The sequence below is a fragment of the Paraburkholderia edwinii genome, assembly GCF_019428685.1.
In the GTDB taxonomy this organism is placed as follows: Bacteria; Pseudomonadota; Gammaproteobacteria; order Burkholderiales; family Burkholderiaceae; genus Paraburkholderia; species Paraburkholderia edwinii.
The window spans coordinates 282,731-296,632 of record NZ_CP080096.1; the positions used below are offsets into that span (position 1 = coordinate 282,731).

Annotated in this window: 12 protein-coding genes; 7 read left to right on the forward strand and 5 right to left on the reverse strand. The window is 61.4% G+C overall.

The genetic code is table 11. The features are described 5' to 3' along the window. Nucleotides 1-15 precede the first annotated feature (15 nt). From KZJ38_RS23125 to KZJ38_RS23140, 4 genes are all read right to left on the reverse strand, one after another. Nucleotides 16-1,077 (reverse strand): ABC transporter substrate-binding protein, encoded by a 1,062-nt coding sequence (locus tag KZJ38_RS23125; protein ID WP_219802030.1) that lies wholly within the window; start codon nucleotides 1,075-1,077, stop codon nucleotides 16-18. 1 nt (nucleotide 1,078) lies between these two features. After that, nucleotides 1,079-2,287, reverse strand: coding sequence for an ABC transporter ATP-binding protein (locus tag KZJ38_RS23130; RefSeq protein WP_219802031.1), 1,209 nt, complete (start codon nucleotides 2,285-2,287; stop codon nucleotides 1,079-1,081). A gap of 27 nt (nucleotides 2,288-2,314) precedes the next feature. Then, nucleotides 2,315-3,463: an aromatic ring-hydroxylating oxygenase subunit alpha gene (locus tag KZJ38_RS23135; protein WP_219802032.1), complete on the reverse strand. Its 1,149-nt coding sequence runs from the start codon at nucleotides 3,461-3,463 to the stop codon at nucleotides 2,315-2,317. Nucleotides 3,464-3,604: 141 nt separating this feature from the next. Then, entirely contained in the window at nucleotides 3,605-4,537 is a 933-nt protein-coding gene (locus KZJ38_RS23140; protein ID WP_219802033.1) for a LysR family transcriptional regulator, read from the reverse strand. A gap of 151 nt (nucleotides 4,538-4,688) precedes the next feature. Here KZJ38_RS23140 and KZJ38_RS23145 point away from each other — a divergent pair, with 151 nt between their 5' ends. From KZJ38_RS23145 to KZJ38_RS23175, 7 genes are all read left to right on the forward strand, one after another. Then, nucleotides 4,689-6,050, forward strand: a complete 1,362-nt coding sequence (locus KZJ38_RS23145) for a flavin-containing monooxygenase (RefSeq protein WP_219802034.1) — start codon at nucleotides 4,689-4,691, stop codon at nucleotides 6,048-6,050. A 61-nt stretch (nucleotides 6,051-6,111) separates the two neighbouring features. Beyond that, nucleotides 6,112-6,549 (forward strand): RidA family protein, encoded by a 438-nt coding sequence (locus KZJ38_RS23150; protein ID WP_219802035.1) that lies wholly within the window; start codon nucleotides 6,112-6,114, stop codon nucleotides 6,547-6,549. Nucleotides 6,550-6,559: 10 nt separating this feature from the next. Next, nucleotides 6,560-7,237 carry a DUF1028 domain-containing protein gene (locus KZJ38_RS23155; protein WP_219802036.1) on the forward strand — a complete coding sequence of 226 codons (678 nt, stop codon included), beginning with the start codon at nucleotides 6,560-6,562 and terminating at the stop codon, nucleotides 7,235-7,237. Further along, the gene (gene argE, locus KZJ38_RS23160; protein ID WP_219802037.1) at nucleotides 7,230-8,393 is read left to right on the forward strand and encodes an acetylornithine deacetylase; all 1,164 of its coding nucleotides are present in this window, start codon (nucleotides 7,230-7,232) and stop codon (nucleotides 8,391-8,393) included. The genes KZJ38_RS23155 and argE overlap by 8 nt, the downstream gene beginning before the upstream one ends. A gap of 122 nt (nucleotides 8,394-8,515) precedes the next feature. Beyond that, a complete protein-coding gene (locus tag KZJ38_RS23165) occupies nucleotides 8,516-9,556 on the forward strand; it encodes an SGNH/GDSL hydrolase family protein (RefSeq protein ID WP_219802038.1) in 1,041 nt (346 codons plus the stop codon). A 101-nt stretch (nucleotides 9,557-9,657) separates the two neighbouring features. Next, nucleotides 9,658-10,788: a DSD1 family PLP-dependent enzyme gene (locus KZJ38_RS23170; protein WP_219802039.1), complete on the forward strand. Its 1,131-nt coding sequence runs from the start codon at nucleotides 9,658-9,660 to the stop codon at nucleotides 10,786-10,788. A gap of 251 nt (nucleotides 10,789-11,039) precedes the next feature. Then, nucleotides 11,040-12,851, forward strand: coding sequence for an alkaline phosphatase D family protein (locus KZJ38_RS23175; protein WP_219802040.1), 1,812 nt, complete (start codon nucleotides 11,040-11,042; stop codon nucleotides 12,849-12,851). A 26-nt stretch (nucleotides 12,852-12,877) separates the two neighbouring features. Here KZJ38_RS23175 and KZJ38_RS23180 read toward each other — a convergent pair whose 3' ends face one another. Beyond that, on the reverse strand, nucleotides 12,878-13,741 hold the full coding sequence (locus KZJ38_RS23180) for a helix-turn-helix domain-containing protein (protein ID WP_219802041.1): 864 nt from the start codon (nucleotides 13,739-13,741) through the stop codon (nucleotides 12,878-12,880). Nucleotides 13,742-13,902: the final 161 nt, after the last annotated feature.

Genomic DNA, 13,902 nt, shown 5'->3' on the forward strand with positions numbered 1-13,902 from the left:
GATTTATTGCCCGCTTTATTGCGTCAGCCACACCTGGAAGCGCTTGTTGATCGCGTCCGCGTTATCGGCCCAGAATGTCGCGTTGATCTGCAGCGGACGCTTGAAGTTCGCCGGCGCGGTCGGCAGATCGGCGAGGCGATTCTTGTCGATCAGCGGGATCGCGTCCTTGCGCGGCGGCGCATAGGCGATGTACTTCGACAGGTCTGCGTAGGCTTGCGGCGTCGACGCCGCGACGATGAACTTCGTGGCGTCGGCCGCATGCTTCGCGCCTGCGGGAATACCCCACCACTCGTAGTCATAAACCTGGGCATCCCAAACGATCTTGAACGGCTTGTTGTCCTTGCGCATCGCGTCGTTAATGCGCCCGTTGTACGCCTGCGTCATCACCACCGCGCCGTCGGCGAGCAGCTGCGGCGCCTGCGCGCCCGCGTCCCACCACACGATGCTCGACTTGATCGTGTCGAGCTTCTTGAACGCGCGGTCGACACCGGCGGGCGTGCCGAGCACCTTATAGACATCATTCGGCGCGACGCCGTCGGCAATCAGCGCCCACTCCATCGCGACCTTCGGCGATTTGCGCATGCCGCGTTTGCCCGGATATTTCTTCAGATCGAAGAAATCGTTGATCGTGGTCGGCGGCGTGCTCAGCTTGGTCGTGTCGTAGGCGTAGACCGTCGACCACACCATGGCCGAGACCGCGCAATCGCTGATCGAGCCCGGCAGGAAGTCGCTCGCATTGCCGAGCAGCTTGCGGTCGAATTTTTGCAGCAGACCTTCGTCGCAGGCAGTGATCGCGTCGTTCGTTTCGAGATCGATCAGATCCCACGTGGTATTTTTGGCCTGCTCCATCGCGTTCAGTTTCGCAAGGCCGCCGTCATACGATTCCAGCGAGAAGTTGATGCCGGTCTTCGCCGTGAACGGCTCGAACCAGGCCTTTTTTGCAGCGGTTTCGTAAGCGCCGCCGAAGGTGACCACCGACAGCGTGTCGGCCGCGTGCGCGGCAGCGGAGAGAATCGAGACCACGGCAACGGCGGCTAGAACGGCGCCGTGCCGGATGCGGGAACGGGTAGCGTGCATTTTAGTTGGCTCCTGCGATAAGTGGCGATGCGGACGATGAAGGCGAAAACGCTGCGTGGTCGTCGGTTGTGACGGCGACGCGCGCGGAAAGGGCGGGCAGTACCTTGCAGTCGTCGCGGCGCCACGTGACGGCCGCGGTATGGCCGAGCGCGGGCAGATCGTGGTGCTGCGTATTCGGCACTTTCACGATCACGCTTTCGCCGTGAGCCAGTTTCAGATGCACGCGATGGTGGTCGCCGCAATAGACGAGCTCTTGCACCAGTGCATGGACGACATTGAATTCTTCGTTCTCGCCGCGTGCCGCCGCGGTGTTGGTGTCGGCATTAGCGGCTGCGGCGAGATGCGCGCGTTCGGGCCGCAGCGCGAGCATCGCTTCACCTCCGTCGCGCAGGCCCGCGCCTGCACGGCCGCTGATCGGCGTGCCGTCCGCGAGGCGCAGCGTGGCCCACTCGCCGCTGTTCGTCACGACACGGCCGGTCAAGCCATTGTTTTCGCCGACGAAGTTCGCCACGAATGCGTTCGCGGCATTTTCATAGAGTTCAGTCGGCGACGCCGCCTGCTGGATGCGTCCATCGGAAAACACCGCGACGCGGTCCGACATCGTCAGCGCTTCGTTCTGATCGTGCGTGACATAGACGATCGTTAGCGAAAGCTCGCGATGCAGCCGCATGATTTCGTACTGCATGCTTTCGCGCAGGCGCTTGTCGAGCGCGCCGAGCGGCTCGTCCATCAGCACGACGCTCGGCTCGAATACCAATGCACGCGCCAGCGCCACACGCTGCTGCTGGCCGCCCGACAGTTGCGCGGGCCGCCGGCCCGCCAGATGCGGCAACTCGACCATGTCGAGCGCCCGCGCCACGCGCGCCTTTTGCTCGCTGCGGCCGATCCTGCGCACCGATAGCGGAAACGCGACGTTCTCCGCGATCGTCATATGCGGGAACAGTGCGTAGTTCTGAAACACCATGCCGATATCGCGCTGGTGCGCCGGCTTGTCGTCGAGCCGTTTGCCGTTCAGGCGAATCTCGCCGCGCGTCGGCGATTCGAAGCCCGCGAGCATCATCAGCGTCGTTGTCTTGCCGGACCCGGATGGGCCCAACAGCGACACGAACTCGCCGCGCGCAACGTCGAGATCGAGGCCTTCGACGACGCTATGCACGCCGTCATAAGACTTGCTGACCCCGTTGAATGAAATAAACGGTTGACTGGACATGGTCGTTTGATCATCCATTGCGCGTCATCACGTGGCGGTTCGCCGCGCAACATAGTGGGCGAAATCGTAGTTCGGCCGCTCGAGGTGGCTCAGGTTGCCCGGCTTCGCAAGCGGTGCATGCACGCCGCGAAACACGGCTTCGACGCCGCGCCGGTCTTCCGCATTGACTTCATCGAGCAGCGTTTTGAGCGTGGCCATATAGTCCGCCGCTTTGGGATCGTTAATGAATTCGGGCGAGAGCCCGCCGCCGAAACGGATCTGCACCTGACCGACGCCGCGCGGCTGCAACAGCAGGTACCAGAAATAGCCGGGCGTGAGCGTGACGAGATGCGTCGGGTAGATCGCGAGCAGCGCGGTGGTGCGGCGCCAGTGCCCTTGCAATCGCGTGTTGTCCGGGTGCGCGTTGCCGATCGGCAGCGACGCTTCCTTCGTGATCCAGTGATAGTTGAAAGCGGCGCGCCCGGGCGGGCATTCCATCTCTTCGAGCCGCGAATGCGGGCCTACCGTCGCGCGATGCAGCATCGGCAGGTGGTAGCTTTCCATGAAGTTTTCCGCGAGGATCTTCCAGTTCGTGTCCCACACGTGTTCTTCGTGGAAGGTCTCGACGTAGTCCGTCATACCGTATGGCTCAATCAGTGGTGTGAGCTCTGCGAGCTGCGTCGCAACAGGCGGCGCGACGGCATTGAGCGTGACATAGATCCAGCCTTGCCAGGTTTCGCAGCGAAGCGACGGCAAGCGGTAGCTTTCCTTGCAGAAGCCGGGCTGCCGCTCCATCATCGGCGCACCGGCTAGCGCACCATCGAGCGCGTAGTTCCACGCGTGATACGGGCACACGATACGTCTGACATTGCCGCGTCCTTCGAGCAGCACCGACATGCGATGCAGGCACACGTTCGACATGGCACGCAGGCCGCCCGCTTCGTCGCGTATCACGACAATTGGCTGCGCGTCGATCTGCGCGGTCAGATAGTCGCCGGGTTTGGCGAGCGCGCTTGCTCGTCCGACGCATAGCCATTCCTTGCTAAAGATCTCGCGCTGCTCGAGTGCGAGAAATGCATCGGACGTATAGACGCGTGGCGGCATCGAGCGCGCGTCCTCGAACGGCCGCTCGCAGTTCGCCCGCAATTCGCGGGCGATCTCATATCCGGTGTCCGGGGAGCTTGCAAGGGCAGCCATAGCATCTCCAGCTAGCATTCATTGCGATGCACACCAATCTATCAAGTCAAATTACCAGCCGAAATATTGTTTTTGGATGTAAAAGCCAGTTTTTTCCTATGCAACGCCGTTTTCCGCTCTGCATGGCACTGTGCGGGAGGTTCATCCATTGCGATGCAGCTCGCGAATCTGCGCCTCGCAGAAGCCCGCAAAGCGCTTGACCACCTGACGCGGCTTCAGTTCTCGCGATTGCGCAATGCCAAGCGTCGTGGCCAATACGTCTTCCTTGAACTGCTTGATGACGAAGTCCGCGCCATCCACGGTTTTGAATGATTTGAGCGGGTAGTTCAGGATGCTGTAGCCAAGACCGTTGGCCACCATGCCGCGCACCACTTCCGGTTGTGACGAGCGGAAGGCCGGCACGGGCCGTGTGCCGACCGTGTCGAACAGGGCTGCGAAGTATTCGCGGCTGTGCGGCAGATCAAGCATCACGTAAGGTTCGTCGAGCAGCTCCGTTAGCGAAACCGCGCGCCCTCGCGCGCGTGCAAGCCGGTGAAGCTTGGGCAGGATCACATAAGGCGGCAGCGAGACGAGCGGCGTGAACGCAATCTCGTCGGTAAGGTCGAGGCTATAGGTCAGCGCAAGGTCGAGCGTACCGTCGCGCAAGCCTCTTAGCAGATCGTCCTGATGCGCTTCCTGGGTGCGGAACGTCACGCCCGAATGGCTCGCGATAAAGCGGCTGATCAGCGCCGGCATGACCGGCGGCGCCAGCGACACCATGCAGCCGAGCGAGATCGCTCCCGACATGCCGCCGTCCATTTCGCGCGCCGCCGACTGCAACTCTTCGGCGTTCTTCAGCAGATTGCGCGCTTGCCCCAGCATGTCGCGGCCCGCCTGCGTCAGCGACAGGCCGCTTGCGTGATGGCGGATAAACAGTTGCACGCCGAACGAGGCTTCGAGGTCGGCAAGCGCCGTCGAGATCGAAGGCTGCGAAATGTGCAGCTTTCTGGCGGCCGCGGTGAACGACAGCACTTCCGCGGTCACCACGAAGTACCGCAACTGCCTTAGTGAATAGTGCAACTGACCCACTTCCATCGCCTGCCCCCGATGCGTTCCCTGTTGCGATTGTGCGTCGACAGAAATCTTTTTGCATAGGGAAAACCGATGTATTGCATTTTTGAAATGTGTTTTTCGGATGCGCACCGCGAGCGTAGATTGCACAGGCGCCTTATAGATGGAGCTTGCGATGACCGCTGAGAACACGTCAATCGATACGCTCGTGGTGGGCGCCGGTCAGGCCGGCGTCGCGATGAGCGAGCATTTGAGCAGACAGGGGGTACCGCACCTCGTGCTGGAACGCGGCCGCATTGCTGAACGTTGGCGCTCGGGACGTTGGGATTCGCTGGTGGCGAATGGTCCTGCCTGGCATGACCGGTTTCCGGGACTCGAATTCGACGATCTCGATCCCGACGCTTTCCCCTCGAAGGAGCGCGTCGCCGATTATTTCGTGGACTACGCGACGAAGTTCAACGCGCCGATCCGCACCGGTGTCGAGGTCAGGCAGGTGATGCGTGCGCCGGGCCGCCCCGGGTTTATCGTCGATACGTCGGACGGTGTGATCGAGGCGAACCGTGTGGTGGTGGCGACGGGCGCATTCCAGCGCCCGCTGATTCCTCCGATCGTTTCGAAGGACGCGCCGCTTACGCAGATTCATTCCGCCGATTACCGCAATCCCGGCCAGCTGCCCGAAGGCGCGGTGCTGGTTGTGGGCGCGGGTTCGTCAGGGGTACAGATCGCCGACGAATTGCAGCGCTCGGGCAGGAATGTCTATCTCTCCGTCGGCCCTCACGATCGGCCGCCACGCGCGTATCGCAATCGCGATTACTGCTGGTGGCTCGGCGTGCTCGGCGAATGGGACAAGGAAGTGGCGACACCGGGCAGAGAGCACGTCACGATCGCGGTCAGCGGCGCGCGCGGCGGCCAGACCGTCGACTTCCGTGCGCTGGCCAATCAGGGCATCACGCTCGTCGGTTTGACGAAGTCGTTCGAGCGCGGCGTCATGCATTTCGAAGCGGATCTTGCGTCGAACCTCGCGCGCGGCGACGACAACTATCTGGCGCTGCTCGATGCGGCCGATGCGTACATCGTGAGCAATGGGCTCGATCTTCCGGAAGAACCAGGCGCGCGCAAGGTGCTGCCCGACCCGGAATGCGTGACCCGCCCTCTTCTCGAACTCGATCTGCGCGAAGCCGGCGTGACATCGATTATCTGGGCAACCGGCTACACGGCCGATTACAGCTGGCTCAAAGTGAACGCGTTCGCGCCGAATGGCAAACCGCAGCATCAGCGCGGCGTATCGACCGAGCCGGGCATCTATTTTCTGGGGCTGCCGTGGCTGTCGCGTCGCGGCTCCAGTTTTATCTGGGGTGTCTGGCACGACGCGAGGCACATTGCCGACCACATCGCGATCCAGCGCAAGTATCTGTCTTATCGCGATGCGTCGCAGCGCCATTCGGACAAAAGCCCGACGACCGAAGGCGACGGTGCGGGTGCCGGTGCCGGCGGCGCACACCCTGGCGCCAAACATCTCGTCGGCGTGACGGGCTAAAAGAACGGCTCAAGGCGCGCCTGAATGCACGCCGCGTTTACCCCTACAAGCAAGGTGCAAAATGAACCAACCTACTCACACCCGTATCCGCATGTTCAACACGCGCGATACGTACCCGAACCAGGCGCTGAATAACGATCTCTGCCAGGCCGTGCGAGCGGGCAATACCGTGTACGTGCGCGGACAGGTCGGCACCGATTTCGACGGCAACCTCATCGGCCTTGGCGATCCGCGCGCTCAAGCCGAACAGGCCATGAAAAACATCAAGCAGTTGCTGGAGGAAGCCGGCAGCGACCTGTCGCATATCGTCAAGACTACGACCTATCTGATCGACCCGCGTTATCGCGAGCCTGTGTATCAGGAAGTCGGCAAATGGCTAAAGGGCGTCTTTCCTATTTCCACGGGCCTGGTGGTGAGCGCGCTGGGTCAGCCGCAGTGGCTGGTGGAAATCGACGTGATCGCCGTGATCCCCGATAACTGGAAGCGAGAGCAGGCTTAAGGAGCACGACATGACATTCTCGATCGTCGGACGCTGCGCGGAAACAGGCCAACTCGGGATTGCAATCAGTTCGTCGAGCATCGCCGTGGGCGCGCGCTGCCCGTGGCTGCGCTCACGCGTCGGCGCAGTCGCGACGCAGAATGTCACGCTGCCTTCGCTCGGGCCGCAGATACTCGATTTCCTCGAAGACGGACAGCAGACGCCCACGTCCGCGCTGGACCTCGCGCTCGAGTCGGACACGTGGAGCCCGTATCGACAGGTCCTCGCGATCGACAACGAGGGCCAGACGGCGTCTTTCACGGGCAAGGAAGCGCTCGGCCTGCATCACGCCGTCGCGGGCGAGCAATGCGTGGCCGGCGGCAATATGCTCGCCGGTATCGAGGTGATCGAGCAGATGGTGCAGGCATTCGAAAACGCGCACGGCATGCTCGCCGACCGTTTGCTTGCCGCCATGCATGCCGCGATTGCAGCCGGCGGCGAAGCGGGGCCGGTGCACTCAGCGGCGCTCAAGGTGGTCGGCGACGTAGTCTGGCCGATCGCCGACTTGCGCGTCGACTGGGCCGAAGAAGCCCCGATCGGACAACTGGACGCGCTTTGGCAGGCTTATAAGCCGCAAATGCAGGACTATCTGACCCGTGCCCTGAATCCGACCGCGGCGCCCAGTTACGGAGTGCCCGGCGATGAGTGAGCGCTCGACCCTGGTATTGCTGAATGCGCTAGTCGGCTTCGCTACCGTCAGCCGCGATTCGAATCTCGAGCTGATCGTTTTTATCCGCGACTATCTGCACGCACTCGGCGTGCAAAGCGAACTCTTCTACAACGCCGACCGCACAAAGGCCAACCTGTTTGCCACGATTGGCCCCAACGATCGCGGCGGCATCGTGCTCTCTGGCCACACCGATGTTGTGCCGATCGATGGGCAAACGTGGACGGTCGATCCGTTTCGTCTTACCGCGAGCAATGGCAAGCTATACGGCCGCGGCACCGCCGATATGAAGGGCTTTATCGCTTCGGTGCTCGCTGCCGTGCCTGCATTTCTCGAGCGGCCGCTGGAAACGCCCGTCCATCTCGCGTTCTCGTATGACGAGGAAGTCGGGTGTCTCGGTGTGCGGCCCATGCTCGCAGATCTGGAAAAGCGTCCGCACCGCCCGCGCCTGTGCCTGATCGGCGAACCGACCGGCTTGAAACCGGTGCTCGGCCATAAGGGAAAACTCGCGATGCGCTGCCATGTGAAGGGCGCGGCGTGCCACTCCGCTTACGCACCCTATGGCGTCAACGCGATCCAGTACGCGGCGCGGCTCGTCAATCGGCTCGAGGAAATCGGCGAAACGCTCGCGCAGCCCGAACATCACGATGCGCGCTTCGATCCGCCGTTCTCGACGGTGCAGACCGGCGTGATCAAGGGCGGTCGCGCACTCAATATCGTGCCGTCCGAATGCGAATTCGACTTCGAGGTCCGCGCGTTGCCCGGCTTCGATGCGCAAACCGTGTCGGACAAACTGCAGACCTATGCGGACACCGAACTGCTACCGAAAATGCGTGCGGTTCAGCGCGATACCGATATCCGGTTGCAAGCATTGAGCGCCTACCCCGCTTTAGCCACGAAGGCCGACAGCGAGGCCGCACAACTTCTGGCATTGCTAACCGATGCCGCCGAATTCGGCACCGTCGCATTCGGCACCGAAGGCGGCCTGTTCGAGCAGGCCGGCATTCCTACCGTGGTTTGCGGACCCGGCAGCATGGATCAAGGCCACAAGCCTGACGAGTTCGTCACGCTCGAACAATTGGCGCGTTGCGATGCCATGATGGTTCGCCTCGCCGACCATCTTTGCAGTCCCGCCTGAAGCCTTTGGAAATTTATACGCGCATCGTTCTTGCTTGATCTGCTCATCGCAATCGCTCGCCATGACCGTCGTTAAGCGTCAGGCGGGCAGGACCGCTCCGTTTCGGGCGGTAGGGAGCCGCGATGACAAAGATCAGCGAGTACACACGCGTTGCAATTTTCGCCGTGCTTTTTGCACTGCTTGCCGCGTGCGGCGGCGGTGGCGGCGGCGAAAGCAATAGCGAAAGCGGAAGTGGAGGCAGCGCCGCTGGAAGTCCGCCGGGCGGCGTCCAGTTGCAGATCGTCTCGTTCGGCGACAGCCTGTCCGACGTGGGCACGTTTGCGCCGCTTGCGAGTCCGATAGGCGGCGGCCGCTTCACGACGAACCCCGGGCAAGTGTGGACGCAAAACGTCGCGCAATATTACGGCGACACGTTGAACGCGGCGTTCACGATCAGCGCCAGCCATCAGTTGAGCCCTCATGGAGGCTTCGGCTACGCCGAGGGCGGCGCCACCGTTGCGACGCCGGCCAACCTCAACAACTTCCTGATCGACGTGATCGGCGATGTGGAAATGCCGGTGAATCAGCAGGTATCGAGCTATCTGTCCGCGCACGGCAGCTTCAATGGCGGGCAGCTGGTACTCGTCTGGGCCGGCGCAAACGATGTGCTGCGTGCGGGCGCACTGCCGGCAGCGGTGCCGGTCGTGCAAACCGCTGCTACCACGCTCGCACAAATCGTCGCGCAGATCGTGCAGAACGGCGCCACGCATGTCGTGGTGGTCAACCTGCCGAATATCGGCGTCTCGCCAAAGGGACTCGCTGCTGCCGATGGCGGTGCGACGCTCGCGCAACTCTCGCAGCTATTCAACGACACGTTGAATGGTGCACTGCAGGCCAACGGGTTGCAAGGCAAAGTGATCCAGGTCGACGCCTTTGGCTGGGTCAACCAGATTCTTGCCAACTTCCAGGCCAATGGTTTTACGGTATCGAATACGGGTCAGGCATGTGATCCGTCGAGAACGCCCAACAACACTGCCCTGCTTTGCTCTCGTGCGACCTACACGGCCCCCAACGCAGACCAGACGTATATGTTTGCCGATGACCTCCATCCGACCACGCGCATGCACGCCCTCTTTGCGCAGTTCGTCGAACAACAGATTGCAAAGAGCGGTCTTGGTCGCTAGGTCCAGGCGAATGGTTGACCTCGCTGCACGGCTCAAGGGACAGGGCTTATCGGATGTATAGTGGCGAGGCTCTTGCCCTATAGAAGTCAAAGGACTACCCGATGAACCTCGCAGCACTCAGCACCCCGGCGGCGCTAGTCGACGTCGCCCGTATGAATCGCAATATCGCCCGTATGCAGCAACGGCTCGATGCGCTTGGCGTGCGCTTCAGGCCTCATGTGAAGACGACAAAGTGCGAGCAGATCGTGCGCGCGCAGATTGCGGCCGGCGCTCAAGGCATCACGGTTTCCACGCTCAAGGAAGCCGAGCAGTTTTTCGACAAGGGCATCAGCGATATTGTCTACGCGGTCGGCATGGTCGCGGGCAAACTGCCGCAAGCGTTTCTATTGCGCCGTCGCGGATGCGATCTGAAGATTATCGTGGACAGCGTGCAGTCCGCCGAATCGATCGTCGCGTTTGGCCGTGAACACCGCGAAGCATTCGAAGTGTGGATCGAACTCGACGTCGACGGTCATCGTTCGGGAATCGATCCTGAAGACGAGCGCCTCATTGCCGTGGGGCGAACGCTCGTCGATGGCGGCATGAAGCTTGGCGGCGTTCTGGCTCACGCCGGGTCCAGCTACGAATACAACACGCGCGAAGCGCTGGTCCGTATCGCGGAACAGGAACGCGCCAGCGCTGTGCGCGGTGCGGAACGGCTTCGTGCAGCGGGACTGCCCTGCCCGGTCGTCAGTATCGGTTCGACGCCAACGGCACTTTCGGCCGAACATCTCGAAGGCGTCACGGAAGTGCGCGCGGGCGTTTACGTGATGTTCGACCTCGTCATGCATAACGTCGGCGTTTGCGACACGTCCGACATTGCGCTAAGCGTATTGACGACCGTCATCGGTCATCAGGAAGAAAAGGGTTGGGCGATTGTCGACGCGGGCTGGATGGCGATGAGCCGCGATCGCGGCACACTGCGCCAGCAGCACGACTGCGGCTATGGGCTCGTGTGCACTGAGGCGGGCGACGTGCTCGGCGACTACATCATGAGCAGCGCCAATCAGGAACATGGAATCGTTGCGCGCATCGGTGCGGCGGATAAAAGCATCGCTGAGCGATTCCCCATTGGCACGCGGCTGCGTATTCTTCCCAACCATGCGTGCGCAACCGGCGCTCAACATCCTGAGTATCACGCGCTAAGCGAAGATGGCGCTTTAGAAACGTGGCCCAGATTTTACGGATGGTGATACCGCTCAAGACTAAACGGCATAACAAACTTGACACTTGCTCCGCACTCACTTTGTTTAGCCTCTACGTAGCGTCATAGCTCTTCGCATAGCTCGCCGGTGTTTCCGAATCCTGAAACGCCGGCCATTTCTTAGATGTTCCAATATGTCGGCCGCTAACGGCATCACAGGCGTGCGCCTTTGCTTTAGCTTCGCGCCTTGAACGAATTCGATGCCGCGCATTCCATCACTCCACTTCGCAGGAGTCGCATATGGATCGCCGACGCTTTCTCTCACTGTCTACGTTTTATACGGTCGCCATAGCAACCAGCATGGTCTCGGCCTGTGGCGACGACGATGGCGATGGAAGCGGCAGTACCGCTCCGTCAATGCCCATGGGCACATTCGCATTTGCTGAAGGCGTGGCAAGCGGCGATCCACGCGATACATCGGCCGTGTTCTGGACGCGTTGCACATGGGGAAGCGAAGCGACATCGCAGGGCTCCGCTTCACTCACGCTTCAGGTGTCGACGGCGCAAGACTTCTCGCAACTCGTCGCGAGCGTTCCGCTGACCGCTGTGCCCGACTTCGACTGGACCGTGCGAGTCAAGGTTACTGGCCTCGCGCCGAAGACGAACTATTTCTACCGCTTTATCGCGGGCAGCGATGTCAGCGCGACAGGCGCAATGCGCACTGCGCCATCGCCAGGCGAAGCCAACGCTCAGGTTCGCTTCGCATGGATGACATGTCAGGACTGGAACGCGAACCACTGGCAGGCGATGACGTTGCTCGCGGCCGAATCCGATCTCGACTTCCTGGTGCACGTTGGCGACTATATCTACGAGACCGTCGGCAAGGGCGCCGAGCCCGATCCTGTCGAGCCCGCGCATCCGGCGCTAAGCGTTCCCGATGGATTGCCGCGGCCCGAAGGCGGCACATACGCGAATACGCTCAACGATTTCCGCTCGCTTTACCGCACTTACCGAAGCGATGCGCGCCTGCAGGCCCTACACGCGCGCTTTGCGATGATCGCGGTCTGGGACGATCACGAATTCTCTGACGACTGCTGGCAAGACCACCAGACCTACACGAACGAAAACAAACAGGAAACGCAGCGGCGCCGCAATGCGACGCAAGCGTGGGCGGAGTATCTGCCGGTCGACTGGGGCGACGTTTCGTTCGATCCAAACAATCCGGGCTTCGAAAATATCCGTATTTACCGCGACTTTCACTTCGGTACGCTCATGCATCTGGTCATGACCGACGAACGGCTATTCCGAGACGATCACACGGTCAGCGAAGCGGCAATCGCTCAAAGCCTTGGGCATGATCCGGTGAACGGCAACGATATGGTCGGCTCGCGCTACTCGGTGCCGCAAACCGTGCTTGCACAGTTCGAAGCCCAGGACACGCAGCGGCTCGGCCGCCCGCCATCGATGCTCGGCCCCGAGCAAACGCAATGGTGGAAGGACACACTGCTCGCATCGACGTCGATCTGGAAAATCTGGGGCAACGAAGTGATGATGAACCGGCTATGGGTCGATCTCGGCTCGATCATACCCGGCTCGGCTAACGGCACCATCATCGTCGATGCGGATTCGTGGGACGGCTATCCGTCGCATAAGGCCGATCTGCTTTCGTTCATCAAGACGCAGAACATCACCAACGTCGTCGCGATTACTGGCGACCTGCATGCGTTTCAGGCCGGCGTGGTGCGCGATCAGCCAGACCCTTCGGTCGGCACGCCGGTGCTCGTCGATCTGATGACGGCGGGCATCAGCAGCCGCACGTTTTTCACCGACATCGTGCTCGGCACGCTCGGTTCGCAGTTCGGCTCGCTGTTCCAGTTTCCGCAGCTGGTCGACGACTTTTTCGGCCGCAACAATCCCGATCTCATCTATCAGGATAACGATGGCCTCGGCTATGCGTCGGCGACGGTCACACCGGCACAGCTCGTGGTTATCTTCAACAAGGTCAAGCCGCTCAACAATGATGGCACCGCGCCGTCGCCACCGCTTGCCAAGCGCACGCGGATCACAATCAATAGCGGTTCGGTGGCTCTTACCGTCGAAGACAATGTATGAGCCTTGCTTGCGCCTGTTCGAGGCTGCTACGAGCCACCCGTTTTTCGACGCGTCTCGCGCGGTGTCGTGCCGTACTGCTGTTTGAACGCACGGCTGAAATGCGCGGCATTGACAAATCCGCATTGCGACGCGACTTCGGTCATACGCAAGCCGGCTTGCGGTTCGCTTAGCAATGCACGCGCTCGCTCGAGACGCAGTTGCCAGAGAAAGCGCATCACCGACGTGCCGGAATTCGTAAACATCTTCGACAGATGACCGGGCGACACGCCAATCGCATGTGCGATCGCTTGCACGTCGATTCTTTCGTTGCCGATATTTCTTTCCATGAAGCGCTTTGCTTTGGAAAGCACGACTTCAGGGCTGCGGATGCGCTTAGGCGCCGTCGGATCGCCCGCGACCAGAATCGACATCAGGTCGATCAGATGTTCGGCGACGTGCGCGCGATTCGCGGCGCTCATGCCGCGGCCGTGTTCAGCGGTCGATTCAAGCAGTCCTCTTAGCAATCGAACCTCAGGCGCCGCAGGGTCTGCGACAAACATGCTGTGGTCGCAAAGGCGTATGCCCCTTTGCTCCAGGGCGCTGCGAGGCACGCGAACCGACATGCCTGCCGCGTCCGCGGACATGGTCTGTGTGAATCTGCGCCTCGGGTCGAGCAGAAGCATCGCCCCTTCGGTCAGATGCAGCCGCACGCCCGACTGCTCGATATCGAGGACGCCTCTCTGGATAATCCTCACCACCACCATTTCGTTGCGCCAGTTGTTGTACGTCGGCTCGGGCATCCATGTCCATTCCTGCGCCGATGCTTCGCCGGCCCCAAAGCGCAATTGGCCCATAAACCAATAGGTCTTGCTCAACGTCGTCGGGCGGGAGTCCGCAAATTCGCATTCCATGCTCCAGTACGTTCTGACGAGATCCCGCCACTCGTCGGGCGTGACCGACGGTACGTCAGTAATAATTCTTGTTGTGCTTCGTGATGCGTGGAAGTCGGTGGAGGTATTCGCTTCGTAGGACATAGCTTCATTTCTTCAGCTGATGCGCATGCGCGCGACGC